The following is a 21671-nucleotide window of genomic DNA, read 5'->3' as shown; positions in this document are numbered from 1 at the left end:
AGAATAGAACATAGCAAATGCAAATAGGTCAGCCATGACAGGCCCACAAGTAAAAAGTTCAAAACCTCCAAAGTTACCTACTCAGGTAACTAACGAAGATGAGAAAATTTTTGAAAAAGAGGAACATCAGGTAATCCATGATGCCTTTATACAATTGCTAAAAAACAAAGTACAACCTAAAGAATTAAAGGAAGATGACGAGGCAGTACTCGCTTTCATGCTAAGTCAGAATCAAATTATATTCAATAATGTCAAGCTAGAAGATGTAGAACCACTCAGTGAAGAGAATTTTTCTCAGTTTTTACTTTCCGTATTTGAGAAAATTAGAGAGAAAAAATTAGCTAATGAGGAGAATCTCAAGAATGGTAAAATAAAAGAAGTAGTAGATGACTGTGTAGCTGATATACGCGGTACAGAAGCTAAAGATTCATCCATAAAGTTTGTATTGGAAATGCTGCTGCTGCTAATTGGAGGGATCAAAATAGACCCGAAAAATATTTCTGGCTCCTTTATGGATGGGATGAAAGAAAAAATACCATTCTTAGGTAAAGATAAAAAAGAAGAGGATGAACCACCACTCAGTGATGAAGAGATGGTAACAACGTTCTTAAGCAAGATCTTTTTTCCTGTCCTTCTTTCCACTATTCCAATGTTAATTTTTGGTCCTACTACACTCGGAGTAGTTCTTACTGCTATCGGCACAATATTTGCCATAAAAGGAGGAGTGGAGGTTCTTTTTTCAAATAACAAAAAAGGTACTTTGTATGACCCTAGCTCACAAGATAAAGATGATACAGAAAAGAGAGCAAAACTGAATGGAAAAATTCTCGAGGGCATTGATGATATTTTAAAAACCCCAGTTACAGAAGTTGAGAAAGGCACCTCTGTTTCTGAACAAATTTCCCAAGGAAAAGAAAAGAGTGAACAACAGCCTGTTCCTGAACAAATTTCCCAGAGAAACAACAGGGAAAACGAAAAGAGTGAGCAGCGCGATCAATCTTGGACAGGAAAGGAAAACAAACGAAGGGAAGAACCACAGAGCAGCAAAGGTAAGACTACTCAGGTTTGCCAAAAGTGAATTGTGTAAGAGATCTGCTATTATTCTATAGCACATACAACAGGAGTATGGTCAGACGGATTTTCTAGCTTACGCAATCTATCATCTATGTAGCATGTTTCCAATTTATCTACAGCTTGTGGTGATAACAGCATATAATCTATTCGCATTCCTTGATTATTTCTGAGTGAATTGCCTTGATAATGCCACCAAGTGAATTGTTGCAAATTTGGGTGAGATATTCTAAACGCATCTTTAAACCCAAGATTCAAGATCGCTCTTAACTTCTCACGTTCTCTTATATGAAAGCACACTTGGCCATTCAATAAGTTTGAATCAAAGACATCAATTTCATCCGGTGCAACATTATAATCGCCAGCTATAATAGTTAACTCTTCATTCTTTAACAAAGTGCTCATCCTTTCATATAGATTATCAAAAAACTTGAGTTTATATTCAAATGCTTGAGAGTCCGGGCTTTGACCGTTTGGAACGTATACACTTCCCACCCTTACCTTCTGATTATTGTGCTTTATTATGCACTCTATATAACGCGCTTCTTGATAACCTTCTACGATATCAATCTTAAACTTCTCCAGTATTGGATATTTAGATAAAACACAAACGCCATTTCTTGCAACTTGTCCATAGATAGCATATTCATATCCTAACTTTTCTATCTCCGCATAAGGAAATTGCTCTTCCGTACATTTTATCTCTTGCAGCAAAACTATATCTATCTGACTATCAACTATAAAACTACAAAGTTGGTTAACTCTTTTACGTATGGAGTTTACATTCCAAGTTGCAATCTTTAGCATCAACAATCCTTATTAATTATATCAATTAAACTCTCCCCAGTAGGCAACCTCGATGTTATAATTTTTTTCCATTTGATTAACTTTAAACTATCAGCAATGTTCTTACTCATAGTATATGCAACTGTATTATTCATCACATGAGATAGCCCACTTTTTAGAACTAATGAACAAAATACCCTTGCTGTCTGTGAGGAAAAAAAAGCAACACTACCAATTTTACCATCCAACAGTAAATTTTTACACCTATTAGTTAGACTCCTTTTAATGATTGTTTTATAGAGTACAACTTCTCTTACGTTAAAATCTTCTTCAGATAATCTCTTTTTTAGGTCACATGATACTTCTTGTCCCCTTATATACAAGAACTTTATTGCGTTTGAATAATGAGCTTTTATGAATGATATCAGACCATCAACGTTGCTGTCTGCTGAGATTATATCAGAAAATCCCAAATTTTTTGCAGCCTGCATGGTTGAATTACCAACTGTAATAATCGGAAAGTCATCCTCTTTGCATATTTGACTAAAAGCCTTTACACTGTTTTTACTTGTAGATATCACAACGTCAAATTCGTACGCAGATATATCAGGATTTAAGTACTTTATTGTGAATACTGGTTCTATAAAAACTTTGTATCCATACTTTCTCAATATATTTCTTGTATTGAACGAGTCCAATAAAGGCCTCGTTAATAAAATAGACTTCATTCTGATTTATTTCACTACTAGTAAAATAGTACCCTTTATACACAAATTACTGAATAAAAACTTTTATTTTGATAGCTTGAGCAATTATTCAAGTAATTGATGTGGAAGTAGGAGTACTAAGCGCTCCTACCCCAATAAGCCCACAATTTCTGCTTACACTTTTTTGACGCTAATTACATCGAACTCTTTTGAATGGCTTCCTTCAGTGGAATTATATAGCTAATATTCCTGTATAAGTTAAATAAGTTAATACTTAAGCTTGTACTCTTGCAGTATTTGAAGAGAGATCCTCAAGGACGTTTTTTGTCTGTGGTTCACTAATCATAGTTTGAACGATATTAGCTGCCATAATAACACAGCCTAGAATAAAAAAAGGCGTAGAAACAAAATAAATAACAGAAGACTCAAAAAGCGACATAGATGCAATACCTCCTATTAGAAATGAAGCACTGAATGCTATATCAAGATAGATCTTTGTTAACTTTTTTTGTCCTGGAGTTTTTTTATGCCAGATTTCTTATTAAGATTCTGTTGTCGGGAATGATCATTTAGTGACCATATATTTAAAGCAAACGAAAGTGCACTGAATATAGTGCCGGCAATACTAAAATACAGACTTAAGACAGGAATATTCAAGACCAATGCCGCTATGTATCCAATGAAAGAGATAGTAGATAGTGTAGTAACTAAGCGTTTCGAGTAAGTTCGTACCTTCTTTCTGCAGGCTAACTTATTTTTTTCACTATACATAGCATGAATATTACCTAATATGTTATATTATAACATTAATTAATTCAATAAGCAATATGGAAGCTAAGAGTGCCCGAGAGAAGACTTGAACTTCCACAACTTAAAAAGTTACTAGCACCTGAAGCTAGCGCGTCTACCAATTCCGCCACCCGGGCTTTTTATAGTTTACTATGTTAAAGTTAAATAATATACTTAAACAATTTTTAGTTCAAAGGTAATGCCAAATCTAGATCAAATATTTTTTGCTCAAAACAATGTTAATATTAATAACGTATATAAAATAGTCAATAACGCTTTGAGCAATAGCGATGGTGGTGAGCTGTTTCTAGAATTTTGCCAGTCGGAGTCCCTAGTTTTTGAGGATAACATATTAAAACACATGGACTTGAATACTAGAAGGGGATTTGGTTTAAGGTCTTTTTGTGAAGATAGTACATCTTTCGTTTGTTCTTCTGAGATCAGCGAAAAAGAAATTAGTAATGCTGCTTCTATGGTAAAAAGCTCAGTGTCTTTAAACAAGACAAATTCAATAAATTTAAACGAAGAGACAAAAAGCCTATATTCGAGGATTAACCCTATAAATGAAATGGATCTGAATTCAAAGATTAAGCTACTCAATGAGGTTAATGAGTATGTAAGGTCCAAAAATAACTGCGTGAAGCAAGTAAAAATAACTCTAAGTGGAGAATGGCAAGTTGTACAAATAATAAAGGGTGATCACAGATTAAGCGATATCAGGCCTCTGGTACGTTTTAATGTGCTAGTCATTGTAGAAAAAGATGGCCGTACCGAAAGAGGTTCTGCAGGGCATGGTGGAAGGGACTCTTATAGTAAGTTTATTTCTGAGAAAAAGTGGAAAGAAGTTGCAAACCAAGCGTTAGAACAAGCACTGGTAAATCTTGAAGCAATTCCAACTCCAGCCGGAGAAATGACAGTCGTTTTAGGTCCAGGCTGGCCAGGAATATTGTTACACGAAGCCGTGGGTCATGGACTTGAGGGCGACTTCAATCGCAAAAAAGTCTCAGCATTTTCAAATTCTGTGGGTAAACAAGTAGCAGCTAGTGACATCACAGTAGTTGATGACGGAACTCTGCCCAATTTGCGCGGCTCTATCAGCGTAGACGATGAAGGCACTCCACCCAGTTATAATCTTACTATTACCCACAAATAAAAACATAGTATTGTATTTACTCAAATAATTTAATTTTATTAACCTGAAAGCTTATTAGATTAAAATTATTAAACTAAGAGTTATAATTTTAGCAACTAAAAGCTGTAAATTGCACCATATAAACAGTTATTTCAAGCAAAAGTTATGCCATTAAGAGCTATGCAACAAACATTTATATTTGTGGGTAATAGTAAGAGTTATAATATATTGATAGAGGATGGGATCCTAAAAGGATACATGCAGGATCATATGAACGCTAAACTCATGGGTGTAAGCCCAACTGGTAATGGTAGAAGATGTAAAAGACAAGACTTAATCTGACAGACAAGAATTAACTGACAGAAGAATTGAGGTAGTCAAAACTAATATCAGTCTCTTGTGTAATGCTACTAATATTTTTCTGAAAAGCAACATGTTTGCTATCAAGAAAAGTCTGCATAGGCGTCTTACCATAGCAATATTTACCTGAATGCGGTCTTGTTTCATTGTAAGAACGCAACCAATAATCAACATCAATCTGTAGACCTTCCAAAGAATTGTAGATTTTCTTTCTGAAGATAATATTGTAACACTCATCTTGCATAGTTCTATGAAACCTTTCACATATGCCATTAGTCTGTGGAGAATTGGCTTTGGTCCTAGAATGATCGATATTTTCGATTCCCAAATAAAGCTGATAAGCGTGATTTTCAGGCTTACCACAATACTCTGTTCCTCGGTCTGTAAGGATACGCAATAATGGCACATTTTGCTCATCAAAAAATGGTATCACTCTATCATTCAGCAAGTCAGCAGCAGTAATAGCCGTTTTGTCTGTATAAAGCTTGGCAAATGCTACTCGAGAATAAGTATCAATGAAGGTCTGCTGGTAGATTCTTCCTATACCTTTTATATTACCTACATAATAGGTATCTTGAGAACCCAAATAACCTGAATGTTCGGTGTCAATTTCACCATGTGCTTCTCTTTGTTCTTTAACTTTTTCTAAAGCTGCAAGTTGCTCTTCGGTTAATATAATTCCATCTTGAGCTACTTTTGCTTCCAGTGCTTTAAGTCTTTTCTTGAAAGTTTCAAGATCATTTCTCAGCCATATAGATCTCACTCCTCCCTGAGAAATTATTATACCTCTTTTTCTCAGTTCATTTGCAGCTCTTTCTTGCCCATATGCTGGAAATTCTGTTGCTATACCAATCGCTGCTCTTTCTATATCGTCGGAAACTCTATTCGCTAATAGAGGTTTTTTCTTACTTATCTCATGTAATGCTTCTTCTCCTCCATTTTCGTACAACTCTTTGAATCGATAAAATGTATCTCTTGAGTATCCCATCACTTTGCATGCTTGAGATACATTTCCTAGTTGTTTTGCTAGTTCTAATAACCCTAGCTTTGGTTTTAGTATTTTTGTTTGTATTGTACTCATTTCTAACACTCCTTTCTTTTATTATTTTATAACTTACTTTTTTAAAGTGTCAGATCAAGTCTTGTTTAATACATTTTATATTACCTACATAATAGGTATCTTGAGAACCCAAATAACCTGAATGTTCGGTGTCAATTTCACCATGTGCTTCTCTTTGTTCTTTAACTTTTTCTAAAGCTGCAAGTTGCTCTTCGGTTAATATAATTCCATCTTGAGCTACTTTTGCTTCCAGTGCTTTAAGTCTTTTCTTGAAAGTTTCAAGATCATTTCTCAGCCATATAGATCTCACTCCTCCCTGAGAAATTATTATACCTCTTTTTCTCAGTTCATTTGCAGCTCTTTCTTGCCCATATGCTGGAAATTCTGTTGCTATACCAATCGCTGCTCTTTCTATATCGTCGGAAACTCTATTCGCTAATAGAGGTTTTTTCTTACTTATCTCATGTAATGCTTCTTCTCCTCCATTTTCGTACAACTCTTTGAATCGATAAAATGTATCTCTTGAGTATCCCATCACTTTGCATGCTTGAGATACATTTCCTAGTTGTTTTGCTAGTTCTAATAACCCTAGCTTTGGTTTTAGTATTTTTGTTTGTATTGTACTCATTTCTAACACTCCTTTCTTTTATTATTTTATAACTTACTTTTTTAAAGTGTCAGATCAAGTCTTGTTTAATACACTTTAAGTATTGACCACCAATCTTTAAGGTGAACTTTATTTCGGATCTTTTTCACCCATTCTTTGATTTCTTTAAGTTTTCTAGATAGATTTTCTTTCGAGGTTTTATGACCTACCATTACTCTACCTTTACGACTCCTTGTACCATAATGGGTGAATCCTAGAAAGTTGAAACTTTCCGTTTTTCGTTTCTCCCTTATTCCTTGTTGCCACTCCTTTTTGCCAAACTTTACTATTCTTGTTTTGTCTTCAGATATTTCCAGTCCAAATTTTCCTAGCCTTTGTTTCAGTGACTCTAAGAGTTCTCTAGCATCTTTTTCTCTTTCGCAGCAAATCAGGTGATCGTCTGCATACCTAACTAGCTCCATATAACCTTTAGATCTTAGCTTGAATTTCTTTTCAAACCACAAATCCAGCACATAATGCAACTATATATTAGCTAGTATAGGACTTACTATTCCCCCCTGAGGTGTGCCTAGTTCAGTTGCTTCATAATGTCCTGCTTCGACTACTCCTGCCTTAAGAAATCGTTTTACTAACCACAGTATGTTTGGGTCTGTTATCCGTTCTCTCAAGCATCTCATTAGCCATTTGTGCTGGACATTATCAAAGAATTTCTTGATATCAACTTCTACTACATAGTTAGTTGGTCTGTACATAACTGCTTTATTTAGTGCATTTACCGCTTGATGACAGCTTCTACCAGGACGAAAACCATATGAGTTATCCAGAAAGTTAGCTTCATAAATATTTTCTAATATCTTCTTCAGCATTATCTGGACTAACTTATCTTCTGTAGACGGTACTCCAAGCCCGCGTTTCTCTTTGCTTCCAGCTTTTGGTATATATACTCTTTTCACTGGTTGCGGTTGATATCGCTTTCTTTTCATACTATCCACCAGAGTGTTGAGCTTCTCTTCAAGATTTTCTCCATAAGCTTCTACTGTCACCTGGTCTATACCGCATGCTTTGTTATGCTTTAGCTCTTTATAACATTCAGCAAGATTCTCTGCGTTTATCAGATGAATTAACGATTAAATTTCAATCGTTTATCTTGCCTGGCTCTTACTGCTATCTGATTTAGTTTTCTTTGCACGTTATTCCAACCTCCGTTGTATTGGCATAGCAATTCCTAAACCAGTCACTATATTGCTGACCGCTTCCCCTTGTATGTGGCTTTCCCACACTCTGAGTACTATCAATCAGTCCGACTTCCTTTATATCTTCCGTCAGTACTCGCCTTTGTTGACTTGTTCCAACGTACCTTAATAGGAATACAAAGGATCTCCCAAGTTTACGTAAACTCCATCTCAACACGTGATACGGCCTCAGATCCCGATAGAGTGAGTGATAACTTGCCCTATTGTTACCCTTCTTGCTGTCTTCCACTATATGCAACGTGTCGACCTCTATGACATCGAGAATTTCGGGACTCAATACCTTCACTTTCGTTGTACCCTGTGTTGTCCATTCCACTAGCTTTACTACGCTCGTTACCTTACGCAGCATAGTGGTTTGTTCCAGCCTGCTGGCTAGGCTTTGCCTGGGTTGGATTTTCACCAACTGGACTTTACGCACTTTGCTTGGCGCACGCATGTTTCACCTAAAAAGGACACATTTTAGACTTCTTTGTTGAAATAAAACAGAAACAAAAGTGCTGTTTATTGCACTCTTTGGATAATTTAATGATAAAAAATTTAGAGAGAAATTTTATACACTATCGCTGATATTTTTCCTTAAGTTGACGCCATTGCCTGAACGGATACCTTTTTTTTACTGTTTGAGTATGTAAGGATTATGACGACCTATCCCAAACCTCAACTATATCCTCACTAAACTCTATTATCTTTGTTTTTTTAAACTGATAACAGTTGTTAATGAATTGAATCCCTAAATCTCCTACAAAAGGAGTGGCATCATTGCCTAAAATTTTACCACTGCGGCATATTATCAACCTGTCGATTAAATTATACTTTAATAGTTCTGTGATTAACACTCCTCCACCTTCAACTAATAACCTTGTTATACCGATTTCTGAAACAAGTTTTAATGCCATGTCCTTTAGGCAGGCTTTGCCTGCATCGTTTGAATTGACTTTCAAGTAGTTAATGTTTTTTATTTTTTTCTCTACTTCTTTATTTGTGATGACCCAAGTTATTACTTTGTCTGCAGTCTTTGCAATGTTATGCTCTTCCTTTAATCTCCCTTGACTATCTATAATTAGCCTTATTGGCGATCTACTTCCGAGTCCTGGTAATCTGCAAGTTAAGAGTGGATCATCATTAATAAGAGTATTGCTGCCGATCATAATTGCATCATATTTCGTTCTGAGCTCATGCACCCAGTTTCTCGTATTTTCACTTGTTATCCATTTGCTATCGCCTGTAAATGTTGCGATTTTTCCGTCAAGAGTTGTTGCGACTTTGCAAGCTATAAATGGTCTATGTAATTCTTTAGTGGTGAAAAAACCGACATTCAGTTCTTCTGCTTCTTTTTGCATAATACCTTGCTCAACTTCAATTCCTGCTTCTTTCAGAGCTTTAATGCCTCCACCTGAAACTCTACTATCTGGGTCAATAGTTGCAATTACTACTCTTTTTATGCCAGCTTTTATGATTTTTGCAGTGCAAGGCCCCGTGACTCCGTGATGACAACATGGCTCAAGAGTGATATATATAGTTGCGCCATGAGTTGAATCTTTAGCGTTTTGCAAAGCGACTACCTCCGCATGCGGACGCCCACCAATCCCTGTATATCCCTCACTAACAATTGTACCATCTTTTACAATAACACACCCGACAGCAGGATTTGGTGCAACATTTCCAAGATTTTTTTCTGCAAGCCTTAATGCAATTGACATGAAATGATCATCAGTCATTAGAAAGAAGTCATTTCGTATGAGGTATCAAAAATTCTTCTGTGCTCGTGTATAGCAAATCTATCTGTCATACCTGAGATATAGTCACATATTATTACTGAACGCTGAGATTCACAAGCGAGTTTGCTCCACTCTGTGGGAAGTAATCCTGGGTTTTCATAAAAACATTGAAAGAGTTCCTGTATTATGCGTTTTGCTTTGTTCATCGTTCTACTCAGTTTATAGCTTCTGTATATTTTCTCCATGTTGAATCTTTTCATTTCTTTTGTAGCATTCGCAACTTCTGGTGAAAATGTGACTAGCATTTTATTTAGACTTCTTACGTCTTCTACGCTTTTTATTTTGTGATCTTCAATATTTCTTTCAGTCTGAGAAACAACATCACTTATCATAGTTCCTATAGTTCCACTCAGTGATTCATGTATGAGTTTGCTCTGAGGCAATTCTGAATATCTGCTCCTTATGTCTTTAAACATTTTTTCAATTAAAGGAACATTCAGCAAATCTTCGATGGTTACTAAATTCGCCCTGAGTGCATCATCAAGATCGTGAACACTGTAAGCAATATCATCGGCAATTGAAGCAACTTGAGCTTCAATGCTTGAAAATTCTTCAAGTTTTAGATCATATTTTTTGTTGTATTCTAATAACAGCTGATTACTTGTAGAAGACTCCGCGTTTTGACCAAGCAAGGGACCGTTATGTTTTGCAACTCCTTCAATCACCTCCCAACTTAGATTCATACCATCAAAATCAGCATGTTTTTGTTCAAGATAAGTTAAAATCCTTATAGCTTGAATATTATGATCAAACTCATACTTCTCGTTATCAAGATTCAAATCTTGAACTGATTTCTTTAGAGCATCTTCACCTGCATGACCAAATGGAGGATGACCAAGATCATGTGCGAGCGCTATGCATTCAGTGATATCCTCATTTAAGCCAAGTCTACGCGCAATGGACCTTGCAATTTGTGCAACTTCAAGGCTATGAGTAAGCCGAGTGCGATAGTAGTCGTGCTCATAATTGATAAAAACTTGTGTTTTGTACTCCAATTTTCTAAACGCATTAGAGTGAATGATACGGTCCCTATCACGCTGAAAGCAGCTGCGATTCTCATCTTCTGGCTCTTTGAAGTATCTCCCTTTTGTTTTGCTTGGAAAACATGCATAATTTAATAGAAAATTATTGTTTGACATGTAAAATTTCTACTATAATAAGTTATCAATAATAAACGGTGGTTACTATGTCAACAAATTACAACATCAACTTAACTGATAATGCACTAAAAAAAATCCACTCTCTTGCAGAGCAGGAAGGGGATAAGAGTTCCATTTTACGGGTTGCAGTTTCAGGTGGTGGATGTTCTGGCTTCAAATACAATTTTCTTATGGATCAAATGAATAAAAATCTATCTTTGGATGATGAAGACGATGATTACGATGATGAGTTTGATGACGAAGACGAAGATGATGACTATGAAGAAAGTGAGGACTATAGAAGCCACTCCAGTTTTAGCGAAAAAGGTAAAGATATAGTAATTAATGATGAAAATGGAAACCCTGTATTAATGGTTGATAATTGTTCAGCAAAATTTTTAAATAACTCAGTTATAGATTATACTGAGGATCTCAGTGGTTCTGGTTTTCAAATAAAGAATGCCTTTGCTAAGTCTCAATGTGGTTGTGGTAACAGTTTTTCGGTTTAATTATTACTAAAACTTAGATGCCTTCTGGATCTTTTAAACATGGGTGGTAATGTAGCACTAGAACTAACTTCTGTAGATAAAAGCTTCAAGGACAATTCTGCTGTTGTAAAGGATATCAACTTAAGTGTTACAAGAGGGCAAGTAGTAGCGCTGATTGGCAATTCAGGTGCAGGGAAAACAACTATATTGCAAATCGCAGGCTTGTTGGACAAGCCAACTTCAGGTATAGTTACGATAGATGGAATAAATTGCACACAAGCCAGTAATAAGCATAAAACTCATGTAAGAAGAAATTTTCTTAGTTTTGTTTATCAATTTCACTATTTGTTACAAGAGTTATCGGTGTTGGAAAATATTATGCTTCCTCAACTCATTGCAGGAAAAAGCAAAGCTGAAGCAAAAAAAAATTCGCAAGCAATGTTGGAAAAATTTGGTCTGGAAAACAAAGCAAGTAGCATGGTATCTGAAGTTTCGGGTGGGGAAAGGCAGAGAGTTGCAATTGCAAGAAGCATTGTAAATTCTCCAAAGCTTTTACTTGCAGATGAGCCAACAGGAAACTTAGATCCAACAAATTCTTTTAACGTGTTTTTACTGCTACATTCATACGTAAAGGAAAATAACAGCTCTATGCTTATAGTAACACACAATCATCTCCTTGCAGAAAAGGCAGACTGCATTTTCCAATTGAGAGATCGATCATTAGTGAAGTTGTGAATAGGAAAAATAGCACAATTTCTATGCCTTATACTTATCTAACCAATATCATTAACAGAGTATAACTCGCATGAAATGCTTTCATTGCTTTTTATACACGGACTTTTTAACTTACGCTGTTTACTTAGGGAACACCCCGATAACATAAACACAGCTAAAACAAAAAATAATAGCTTTTTAAACATAACAAAACCTTTTCATTTATATTACTACACTCATTTCTCTTGTTTGTAAAGATTAGGCATATTCTTTTACCCTTACCTCTTTTTTGACCTTTTGAAAAGAAATAGTTGCACTATTCAAGCGCAGTTTTATATAATTGTCCACGATTTGAGTCACTTCCTCTTCTTTATCCTTTAGAAAGTGATTAGTATCATCTATTATATGGTATTTCATGTGATCACTTCTTACTGAATTTATCAACCTTTTTGCTAATTCTGTTACATCGCTTTCTTCTGAGATTGTATCATTACTGCTTTGTATTATAAGCCCAGAAACTGGACAGGGAGAAAGAAAAGAAAAATCGTACTTAGTTACCGGAAGAGAAAGAGCAATAAAACCCACTATCTCAGGGCGGCGCATTGTTAGCTGCATAGCCACCCATGCTCCAAAAGAAAAACCAGCGATCCAAATTGGAACATTGCTAGGATTATGTTCCTGAAGCCAATCAATGGCTACCGCAGCGTCAGTTAATTCTCCTATACCCTTATCAAAAGTTCCGGTAGATTTTCCCACACCACGAAAGTTAATTTTCAATGCAGAAAAATTGTTATCGATAAAAGACGTATATGTACTATGTACAATTTTACTATCCATATTACCACCATATTGAGGATGATGATGTAAAACCAGCACAACCGGCGCGTTGGCATCTTTGCTTTGGTGGTATTCACCTTCTATCTTTCTTGTTGCATTATTTAAAAAAACTTCAACCATGGTAACTCCTAATAAGAACCCGCTTGACAGGTATTGATGACGTGAGTTATTAATTATGTATTAATTTCGCTGTTTTTGCAATAAATTTTTTATCGTGTTAAAGCTAACGTACATAGTTATGGCTATAGTTGATGGTAAACTTATTTAAGTGACAGATGAATCCATTCTCTTTAGAAAATAGTGGTTGCGTATATGCTGATTACAATGCAACTGCTCCAATTAGTGAAAATGTAAAAAAAAGTATATTTGAGGTCTTGTCAAAACAAACGCTCAATCCATCATCACTACATAAGAGAGGACAAGAAGCGAGGAAGATTCTTCAGGATGCAAGAGATAACGTACGTGGTGCTATTGGCGTTTCAAGTGATAAAGAAATAGTTTTTACGTCTGGTGCAACTGAAGCGAATAACCTTGTTATGAGAGGAATAGCAGGCTACCTGCATATAATTTCAGCTATAGAGCATCCTTCAATTCTTAATTCTGCATGTAATCCATATATAATACCTGTTAATCAGGAGGGCATTGTTGACTTTTTAGAGCTAGAAAAAATTCTAAGCGAACTTAAAGGAAACAAAGCAATAGTTTCAGTTATGATGGCAAATAACGAAACCGGAGTTATTCAACCTATTGAGGAAATAGCTAAAATAGTACACAAGTTTGGAGCAATTTGCCACACTGACACTGCTCAAAGTGTTGGGAAAATTAAAGTTAATATGGAAGATTTAGGAGTGGATTTACTCACTTTATCCGCCCATAAATTTGGCGGTGTAGCAGGCAGTGGAGTTTTAATATTCAATAAAGAACTTGCGATAGAACCTATTATAATAGGTGGTGGACAAGAGAAGGGATTTCGTGGTGGTACGGAAAATATTGTTGCAATTGCAGGCCTTTCTGCTGCACTGCAAAATATTCCAGATCTTTTATCAAAAATGGATGAAGTAAAGGAGCTACGCGATCAATTAGAGTGTGAATTATTAAATCTTGCCAGTGACATAAGAATCTTCGGTAAAAACTCTAAGAGGCTGCCAAACACAAGTTTTATTTATATGCCAGGAGTAAAGAGTGATGTGCAGCTCATGCATTTTGACTTGAATTATATTGCAGTTAGTAATGGCTCCGCATGTTCTTCTGGAAAAGTTGAGCCTTCCCATGTTTTGCTTGCAATGGGGGCAACAAAAGAGCAAGCAGAGTGTTCAATTAGAATCAGTATAGGTCCAGAAACTAAACCACAAGACATAAAAAAAATAGTGGATTGTTGGTATAATATCTACAAGCAGAACACCTTGGTATAGATAATACGTGGTATCATGCAGGCACTGGCCGAGCATTAGATGTGAAAAATTACTTTACAACCCCGCGGTATCTCTAGATCCCGCTAACAAGCAGCGGGATGACGGTTGTTAGGCTAGCTGTCATCCAAGTAGCTGACACTGGTTCCTTTATGACGGCAGTGCCCCTATGGTGTCATTCCAGTGCCCTGACTACTTGGATCTAGCAAGCTTTGCTTGCAAATAAGTCTAATACGTGTCGCGTTTTATGCCAAAACACAATTGGAGTTACATGCAAAATAGATCCCAGACTGGGATGACAAAAAAAGAGCACTGGAATGACACCATTTGCTGTGCAATTTACCTTCAAAAATGAATGTTCGTACAGCTATGGATTCATTCGCGGTATCTCACCATAGATCCCGCTGACAAGCAGCGGTATGACGGTTATCAGTAAACATGAATTACTTTAGCTATGCAATCAGGCTTCCTAAAAACACTTTGTAGCCAATCAATTCTTGAGTATAAAAAAAATTCCTTTAATAATAAGGTATGCTAATCAGGAATTTAATAAAACAAGCAACTCAAGTAGGAAGCAGTGAAAATGCAATACGGTATGTCGAATATCTCTATCAATTTGAGAAGTTTAGAAACACATTAAACCTCACTTTGTCACTAATAAAGCAAAATAGGCTTTCGTTTGAGATATACCAAGAGGGATTAGTGAATATGGAAGAGGGAGTGTGTAAGACAATCAGGTCTTCCAGTGTAAATAGATATGTTATTGTACTGAGGAAGTCAAACCCATACATTATAGTGCATGAACTTTCACACATGGTTGAAAATGAACTGAACTTAAATTTGGAGCAGGAATTCCTCCATAAAGTTTACCAGGATATTGAGCAGAACCTAAAGCAAGCAAATATTCTTGTGCAGAAAATTATCGGCCAAGTTATATTTAAGGAGATACAGGCTTATCAAACTGCAAAATCACGTGCATCTGAATTATTTGCACGCTATTTTGAGCTATTTGCTTGGGCGCAGGAGGTTTACCCTAAAGATAAAGAATACTTAATCCGCACTCAAGACTTAAACAAAGTGTTCCTTGCTACTGACCAATGGAAAAAGAGCTACCTTGATTCACAAATGATGGAGAGAATAGATAAGGAAATCAAGGAATACAGCAATAAAACTGCCACTAAAGACGTAACCAAAGTGCAAAGCAGTTGGACTAATAAATTTTCTCCTGGGGGCAAAAAAATTAGCTCTATATTTGGAGATGATGATTAGCTTATAGTGCAGGTTTTCCTACGTCATGCCGCCGCGAACCGTCATACCGTGATTCATTCTTTTGGTGTACGAACATTGCAATTTGCAGGTAATTTGAGTAGTAGATGGTGTCATTCCAGTGCTTGACACTGGAATCCAGGAATTTGGATTGGGCACTAAGTTGGTGAGCATAAAAGTGGCTGATCTTATGTTAAAACACAACGTTCTTGATGAGATTACGGCAAGGCTGGATTCCAGTGTCAAGCACTGGAATGACACCATTTGCTGTGCAGTTTACCTTTAAGAATGAATGTTCGTACAGTTGTGCGCGGTATCTCATCAGCTAACACGTAGCGGAATGACGGTTGTCGGTAAATCTTTTAGCTATAGAAGTTAACTTTGCAGTTAACTTCTACAGCGTTTCAAAGTATAGTTTTGGTAATACAGTAACTAAATATACATGAAAACCATTTTAGCTGTTGAAACAAGCTGCGACGAAACTGCAGTAGCGATTGTAAATAGTGACAAGCAAGTCCTTGCTCACGAAATTCTCTCCCAAGCAGAACACAAAAAACGTGGTGGGGTGATCCCTGAAATAGCTTCACGTGCTCATATGAAGCATTTAAGTGGTCTAATAAAAAGCGCCGTGGAAAAATCTAACCTTAACTTTTGTGACCTCAATGCAATTGCAGCAACATCAGGACCAGGACTCATAGGTGGATTAATAGTTGGTACAATGATGGCTAAAGCAATTGCGCATGTAGCACAAAAACCATTCATTGCAGTGAATCACTTAGAAGCGCATGCATTGGTTATTAGGTTACTGCATGAGGTAAAATTTCCATTTTTAGTCCTACTAATATCAGGTGGTCACTGTCAATTTTTAATTGCACAGGATGTAGGTAAATACATTAAACTTGGAGAAACGCTCGATGATTCACTAGGAGAAGCATTTGATAAAGTTGCTAAGATGCTGGGTTTAAGCTATCCCGGAGGGCCATTAATTGAAAAGTTAGCTAAAAAAGGCAATGGTGCAAGATTTAAATTGCCAAGGGCAATGATAAAACGTTATGGATGTAACTTTTCGTTTTCTGGAATTAAAACAGCAGTAAAAAACTTAGTGCAAGAACTTAAAATGAGCGAGCAAGATGTGTGTGATGTATGTGCTTCGTTTCAAGAGTGTATTAGTGACATACTGCTGGACAGGGTTAGTAATGCGATTATTATGGCCGAATCTTTAAATATCAAAATCAATGACTTTGTGATTACCGGCGGAGTTGCAGCAAATAATTTCTTGAGAGAAAAATTAAAACAACACATAAACTTAAACATATTTTTTCCCCCTAACGACCTATGTACAGACAATGCAATTATGGTTGGATGGACAGGAATTGAAAGGTTACAGAAAAATTATATAGATCCACTTAATTTTGCACCAAGACCTAAGTGGGAGTTAGAGAGTTATTAAAAGCTCTCAATTCTGAATTATAGCTAAAGTGACTTAGGTTCTCTAATTGCACATAAGTCAACAATAATTTTCACACAAATCAAAACAGCATATCTTCTCCATAATCCTTGGTAATTTTACATAAGTTAAAAGTAGCATATGGTTCTCTCCGCGGTCTGAGATGACAATAAATTTGTCAAGCCGCATTATACTTGTTAGGCGGAAGTGGACGGCAACATGTTTACCACGAAGTCTAACTAAGTTCTTGCTTGTCCCTTCCATCGGCATTGCTATCTTTATTTTCAATAAAATTATTGTCCTATGCTCTTTTGATGTTTATTGATAATAAAATTCTGTTTTATCAACCAACATCCTATGCATAATTACAGCTAATTTTCTTGCTACTGCTACAATTGCTTTTTTCATTCCTTTTTTCTTCGCAACCCCAGTTTTTTAATTTAAATGTCCTCTTGGTAACTGTAAGCATTGTTTGTGCAGCTTCATATAACATACTTCTACATTCCGCTGGTCCCATCTTTGATATGCTGCCATGCCGATCAACTTCTCCAGAAGAATATTGCCTTGGTGTCAACCCTATATATGCTCCAACTGTATCAGATTTCTCAAACCTATGTGAGTTATCAATTGCAGCTTTATACGTCATTGCTACTATAATCCCCACTCCTGGAACAGTAGTTAACAATTTACAATCATCGTCTTTTTCACCTTGTTCTGAAAGCATTTTGTCAAGCTTTCTTAATGACTTTTCTATTGCTTCCAAACTACAAACTAACGCTTCAATTGAACTCCTACTGATTTCATCCAAATTATTTATTGCCTCTTGTATTCTTAAAGCGAAAGTTTCAAATTTTGATCCTTTACCGACCATGTATCTTCAACAACCCTCTTATTGTTCCAATAACCTGCTGTTTGCTACACATTAGCTGTCTTCTGCTTCCAAGCGCTATTTTAATTTGACAACTGATTTTACTAACACTTCTCATCATCTGCGCTATACCCCTCGCATCGTTTTTATCATTCTTATTGATTCTTGCAGACAACGCTGCTGCCATATGCCTTGCATCTACACAAATTACTGGTAATCCAAAACTCCTTAACTCTTTGCACATTGATATTGACAACTATCCACTTTCTATTCCTATGGGTTCGTATTTTTTGCCTTGGCTAATCTGCTATTGCCTTACTTTCGCTTGCAACAACTTCTTCCTTAACAACTTTTCCTTTCTCATCAACGATACTTATAAAAGTTTCTTTTAATGAGATCGCTATAATATTTCATGACCTACTGTAAAAGTTTAAATTATTTTTGAAGAACCAATTCATTGAATTTGTTACTTCGTGCTAAAATAATGGAGTATGTCTCTCCATCATTCAATAGCAATTACAGTATGTTTAGCTATAATTTGAAAAACAAAAATTCGTCATTCCGCTACTAGTTAGCGGGATCTAGAGATACCGCGGCGGCATGACGTAGGATTGCTGTCATCCCGCTGCTTGTTAGTGGCTAAGAGATACTGTGAATAAATCACGGTATGACGGTTAAGTATCCCGCTACGTGTTAGCGGCTGAGATAACGCGAATAAATCGCGGGATGACGTGTTGCTTGGGTCAGCTATAGAAGCAAAACTCATCATTTTGAAAGAGGAGGAGATTTTTCCGGACCCTCAGCGGAGATTGATTTTGGATCTGATAATTTGTAAAAGACAAGACTTAATCTGACAGACAAGAATTAACTGACAGAAGAATTGAGGTAGTCAAAACTAATATCAGTCTCTTGTGTAATGCTACTAATATTTTTCTGAAAAGCAACATGTTTGCTATCAAGAAAAGTCTGCATAGGCGTCTTACCATAGCAACATTTACCTGAATGCGGTCTTGTTTCATTGTAAGAACGCAACCAATAATCAACATCAATCTGTAGACCTTCCAAAGAATTGTAGATTTTCTTTCTGAAGATAATATTGTAACACTCATCTTGCATAGTTCTATGAAACCTTTCACATATGCCATTAGTCTGTGGAGAATTGGCTTTGGTCCTAGAATGATCGATATTTTCGATTCCCAAATAAAGCTGATAAGCGTGATTTTCAGGCTTACCACAATACTCTGTTCCTCGGTCTGTAAGGATACGCAATAATGGCACATTTTGCTCATCAAAAAATGGTATCACTCTATCATTCAGCAAGTCAGCAGCAGTAATAGCCGTTTTGTCTGTATAAAGCTTGGCAAATGCTACTCGAGAATAAGTATCAATGAAGGTCTGCTGGTAGATTCTTCCTATACCTTTTATATTACCTACATAATAGGTATCTTGAGAACCCAAATAACCTGAATGTTCGGTGTCAATTTCACCATGTGCTTCTCTTTGTTCTTTAACTTTTTCTAAAGCTGCAAGTTGCTCTTCGGTTAATATAATTCCATCTTGAGCTACTTTTGCTTCCAGTGCTTTAAGTCTTTTCTTGAAAGTTTCAAGATCATTTCTCAGCCATATAGATCTCACTCCTCCCTGAGAAATTATTATACCTCTTTTTCTCAGTTCATTTGCAGCTCTTTCTTGCCCATATGCTGGAAATTCTGTTGCTATACCAATCGCTGCTCTTTCTATATCGTCGGAAACTCTATTCGCTAATAGAGGTTTTTTCTTACTTATCTCATGTAATGCTTCTTCTCCTCCATTTTCGTACAACTCTTTGAATCGATAAAATGTATCTCTTGAGTATCCCATCACTTTGCATGCTTGAGATACATTTCCTAGTTGTTTTGCTAGTTCTAATAACCCTAGCTTTGGTTTTAGTATTTTTGTTTGTATTGTACTCATTTCTAACACTCCTTTCTTTTATTATTTTATAACTTACTTTTTTAAAGTGTCAGATCAAGTCTTGTTTAATACAGATAATTCTGTATTTACCTTGATTGGCTCTAATGGAGTTTTCTGCTCTTCTGGTTTATCGTCTGGAATTGGAACAGGCCAATCCATAATGTTTTGCGGTATAACTTCTGCTTCTTTAGCTTCTTTTTGACCTGTTGAAGATGATGCATCAACGCCTGCATTTTTGGTAACTTCTTGTTTTAGTTGTTTATTTTCTTCTTGCAGTTGCTTTAAATTTTTCTTTAACTCGTCAATCTCTCTTATTTTTTGTTTTAATTGTTCAGATATAGTTAGTTTGTCTCTAGTCAATTTTTTGTTTTCTTGTCTTAACCCCCTAGCTATTCTGCTTGAGTTGTTGTTTACAGCTTGTATACCTTGGTCTTGCTGCTGCATGCTTGTTCCTCTACTTTCATATTCAACTTCAGTTTGAGTTGCCTGACCTTTTTCCTGCTGTAATATGTTCTGCAGTTGCTCTAGACTCTCTTTGGCAGATTTCAACTCTTCTTGTAACATATCTTCCTTTTCCTTAAGCTGACGTTGAAGCTTTTCTATTTCCCCCTTCGTATTTTCTTCGCTTAGCTCATCTGCAAGTGATCTTCCAGGTTCAAGTTGTCGAATTTTCCTCTCTAAGTCTTCCTTTTCTCTCTGTAATCCATTTAATTCTTTAGACAATTGGTTCGCCGTTTCAGCCAATGTATTGTTTTCCTTTTTTGTTTCCATTAACTGTTCTGCCAACTGCTTTTTATGATCATCGTTTAAACCTTCCACTATTTTCTTCAGGTCATTCTCCAAATTTGCATTCTTTTCCTTTAGTACAGTTAAATTAGCTTCACTTTGCTTCAATTTTCTCTGTAATTCTTTATTTGCCTCATTTGTTTCACCTTCCTTATCTTTCAACTGATCATTTAAGTTCTTTATTACATCATTTTTATCCTGTAGTTCTTCCTCTTGTTCCTTTATTCTTTGACCTCTTTCAAATATCGCTCGCTGTTGTTCATGGACTTTATCTCTCAAGGAGTCACGTTCTAATCTTAGATCCTCAAGCTGCTTTGCCTGCACTGCAAAATATTTAGCAAATGTTTCTTTTTCTTCCTCTAATTCCTCAACTTCATCTTTTAATCCTTCTTGCTCATACTCTTCTTCATCACCAGACATATCATCCTCAAATATTTCATCTTCATCACTAAATTCACTGCTGGTGGATATAGAACTTCTACGTGAAGAAGGTGTGCTAGGAGAGGAATACCCACTGCTGCTTGGTGTAGGCAATTGCGATGATAGATCTTGTGTGGGCTCGAGACTGTCCATATCTTGACCTATATCAGTAAAAGCTTGATACAGAGTTTTTCTGTTGATAAAAACTTCTTTATTTTGTCCAACTAACTTTAATACTTCTTCTGAACTCGTTATTCCTCCAAATTTTGGCTCACCAATAACACTCTGTATACCACCAGAATCCAATTTTACGGTCATGCTACAGTCTATGCTGTTACCTTCAGAATCCTTAGCCTGCCAATTAATGGTCATTTCACATGAGCTTGAACCAGTAAAATCATAGTGCCTTTTGCTGCCTTTTTTGGTTGCAGTTATTTGACTATCTTTCCCTAAAGATATGTTATAAACCTTACCTTCACTGCTGGCCCTTAAAATATTGCTAATTTCTATTGGTTTTTCTTCATTTTCAAATCTAATTTTGAAGTCATCATCTTTTGTTGAATACGCTAAGAAATTTTGATTTGGTAAAGATGCTTCAAATTCTCTATGTGTTTCATTTATTGATTGCTCAAATTTTTGGAACTCCTTTTCCCACTTTAAATTTATCTGTCCTGTAATGTTCTCATCTTTGCGTAAAGGGCCAATAAAATACCAGATTAAATTTTTTTCCTCCAATTGTTTTATAGTCTCTTGAAAGCTGCTACAAGATTCAATCCTTACTATTACCCACAAATATAAATG

Annotated in this window: 17 protein-coding genes, 1 tRNA gene and 4 pseudogenes; 8 read left to right on the top strand and 14 right to left on the bottom strand. The window is 36.1% G+C overall.

From position 1 onward, the window contains the following. Positions 1–34 precede the first annotated feature (34 nt). The gene (locus NL281_RS04380; RefSeq protein WP_253302987.1) at positions 35–1078 is read left to right on the top strand and encodes a hypothetical protein; all 1044 of its coding nucleotides are present in this window, start codon (positions 35–37) and stop codon (positions 1076–1078) included. A 20-nt stretch (positions 1079–1098) separates the two neighbouring features. Here the strand turns inward: NL281_RS04380 and NL281_RS04375 are convergent, their stop codons facing one another. The 4 genes and pseudogenes from NL281_RS04375 to NL281_RS04360 form a co-directional block, all read right to left on the bottom strand. After that, a complete protein-coding gene (locus NL281_RS04375; RefSeq protein ID WP_006280373.1) occupies positions 1099–1878 on the bottom strand; it encodes an exodeoxyribonuclease III in 780 nt (259 codons plus the stop codon). Beyond that, a complete protein-coding gene (locus NL281_RS04370; protein ID WP_077188389.1) occupies positions 1878–2585 on the bottom strand; it encodes a uroporphyrinogen-III synthase in 708 nt (235 codons plus the stop codon). Before NL281_RS04370 ends, NL281_RS04375 begins: the two co-directional genes overlap by 1 nt. A gap of 253 nt (positions 2586–2838) precedes the next feature. Beyond that, positions 2839–3335 (bottom strand): annotated as a pseudogene (locus NL281_RS04365) (hypothetical protein). Positions 3336–3405: 70 nt separating this feature from the next. Continuing rightward, positions 3406–3490 (bottom strand) — tRNA-Leu (locus NL281_RS04360). Positions 3491–3552: 62 nt separating this feature from the next. On the opposite strand from NL281_RS04360, the pseudogene NL281_RS04355 reads away from it, so the two are divergent. Together NL281_RS04355 and NL281_RS08760 are read left to right on the top strand one after the other, a co-directional pair. After that, positions 3553–4494 (top strand): annotated as a pseudogene (locus tag NL281_RS04355) (TldD/PmbA family protein); the annotation flags it as partial. A gap of 156 nt (positions 4495–4650) precedes the next feature. Then, positions 4651–4827, top strand: a complete 177-nt coding sequence (locus tag NL281_RS08760; protein ID WP_370273900.1) for a metallopeptidase TldD-related protein — start codon at positions 4651–4653, stop codon at positions 4825–4827. A gap of 10 nt (positions 4828–4837) precedes the next feature. Here the strand turns inward: NL281_RS08760 and NL281_RS04345 are convergent, their stop codons facing one another. The 5 genes and pseudogenes from NL281_RS04345 to NL281_RS04325 all read right to left on the bottom strand — a co-directional run bounded on the left by NL281_RS04345 (position 4838) and on the right by NL281_RS04325 (position 10682). After that, positions 4838–5926 (bottom strand): IS481 family transposase, encoded by a 1089-nt coding sequence (locus NL281_RS04345; protein ID WP_253303703.1) that lies wholly within the window; start codon positions 5924–5926, stop codon positions 4838–4840. Between the two features lie 73 nt (positions 5927–5999). Next, positions 6000–6533 (bottom strand): annotated as a pseudogene (locus NL281_RS04340) (helix-turn-helix domain-containing protein); the annotation flags it as partial. Between the two features lie 65 nt (positions 6534–6598). Continuing rightward, positions 6599–7495, bottom strand: a pseudogene (gene ltrA, locus NL281_RS04335) (group II intron reverse transcriptase/maturase). 905 nt (positions 7496–8400) lie between these two features. After that, positions 8401–9483: a bifunctional diaminohydroxyphosphoribosylaminopyrimidine deaminase/5-amino-6-(5-phosphoribosylamino)uracil reductase RibD gene (gene ribD, locus NL281_RS04330; RefSeq protein WP_253302986.1), complete on the bottom strand. Its 1083-nt coding sequence runs from the start codon at positions 9481–9483 to the stop codon at positions 8401–8403. Next, a complete protein-coding gene (locus NL281_RS04325) occupies positions 9483–10682 on the bottom strand; it encodes a deoxyguanosinetriphosphate triphosphohydrolase (protein ID WP_253302985.1) in 1200 nt (399 codons plus the stop codon). Before NL281_RS04325 ends, ribD begins: the two co-directional genes overlap by 1 nt. A 47-nt stretch (positions 10683–10729) precedes the next feature. Here NL281_RS04325 and NL281_RS04320 point away from each other — a divergent pair, with 47 nt between their 5' ends. Next, positions 10730–11191 (top strand): HesB/IscA family protein, encoded by a 462-nt coding sequence (locus NL281_RS04320; RefSeq protein WP_010081891.1) that lies wholly within the window; start codon positions 10730–10732, stop codon positions 11189–11191. Positions 11192–11230: 39 nt separating this feature from the next. Next, positions 11231–11905: an ABC transporter ATP-binding protein gene (locus NL281_RS04315; protein WP_065106727.1), complete on the top strand. Its 675-nt coding sequence runs from the start codon at positions 11231–11233 to the stop codon at positions 11903–11905. Between the two features lie 237 nt (positions 11906–12142). Here the strand turns inward: NL281_RS04315 and NL281_RS04305 are convergent, their stop codons facing one another. After that, positions 12143–12841, bottom strand: a complete 699-nt coding sequence (locus NL281_RS04305; RefSeq protein WP_151808056.1) for an alpha/beta hydrolase — start codon at positions 12839–12841, stop codon at positions 12143–12145. 155 nt (positions 12842–12996) lie between these two features. Here NL281_RS04305 and NL281_RS04300 point away from each other — a divergent pair, with 155 nt between their 5' ends. From NL281_RS04300 to tsaD, 3 genes are all read left to right on the top strand, one after another. Continuing rightward, positions 12997–14133, top strand: a complete 1137-nt coding sequence (locus NL281_RS04300; RefSeq protein ID WP_253302983.1) for a cysteine desulfurase family protein — start codon at positions 12997–12999, stop codon at positions 14131–14133. 528 nt (positions 14134–14661) lie between these two features. Beyond that, positions 14662–15399: a WD_0702 family putative metalloprotease gene (locus NL281_RS04295; protein WP_458695369.1), complete on the top strand. Its 738-nt coding sequence runs from the start codon at positions 14662–14664 to the stop codon at positions 15397–15399. Between the two features lie 439 nt (positions 15400–15838). Then, positions 15839–16846, top strand: coding sequence for a tRNA (adenosine(37)-N6)-threonylcarbamoyltransferase complex transferase subunit TsaD (gene tsaD / locus NL281_RS04290; protein ID WP_253302981.1), 1008 nt, complete (start codon positions 15839–15841; stop codon positions 16844–16846). A 352-nt stretch (positions 16847–17198) separates the two neighbouring features. Here tsaD and NL281_RS04285 read toward each other — a convergent pair whose 3' ends face one another. The 4 genes from NL281_RS04285 to NL281_RS04270 form a co-directional block, all read right to left on the bottom strand. Then, the gene (locus NL281_RS04285; protein WP_253302980.1) at positions 17199–17714 is read right to left on the bottom strand and encodes a transposase; all 516 of its coding nucleotides are present in this window, start codon (positions 17712–17714) and stop codon (positions 17199–17201) included. Beyond that, complete coding sequence (locus NL281_RS04280; protein ID WP_007552904.1) at positions 17704–17967, bottom strand: hypothetical protein; 264 nt, start codon at positions 17965–17967, stop codon at positions 17704–17706. The genes NL281_RS04285 and NL281_RS04280 overlap by 11 nt, the downstream gene beginning before the upstream one ends. 608 nt (positions 17968–18575) lie before the next feature. Further along, positions 18576–19664 carry an IS481 family transposase gene (locus tag NL281_RS04275; RefSeq protein ID WP_253303725.1) on the bottom strand — a complete coding sequence of 363 codons (1089 nt, stop codon included), beginning with the start codon at positions 19662–19664 and terminating at the stop codon, positions 18576–18578. 54 nt (positions 19665–19718) lie between these two features. After that, a complete protein-coding gene (locus tag NL281_RS04270) occupies positions 19719–21662 on the bottom strand; it encodes a coiled-coil domain-containing protein (protein WP_253302979.1) in 1944 nt (647 codons plus the stop codon). Positions 21663–21671: the final 9 nt, after the last annotated feature.

Origin of the sequence: Wolbachia endosymbiont of Phyllotreta cruciferae (assembly GCF_918697765.1) — a bacterium.
Lineage (GTDB): Bacteria > Pseudomonadota > Alphaproteobacteria > Rickettsiales > Anaplasmataceae > Wolbachia > Wolbachia pipientis.
The sequence above is the reverse complement of the archived record's forward strand: the minus strand, read 5'-3'. Positions and strand labels throughout refer to the sequence as shown.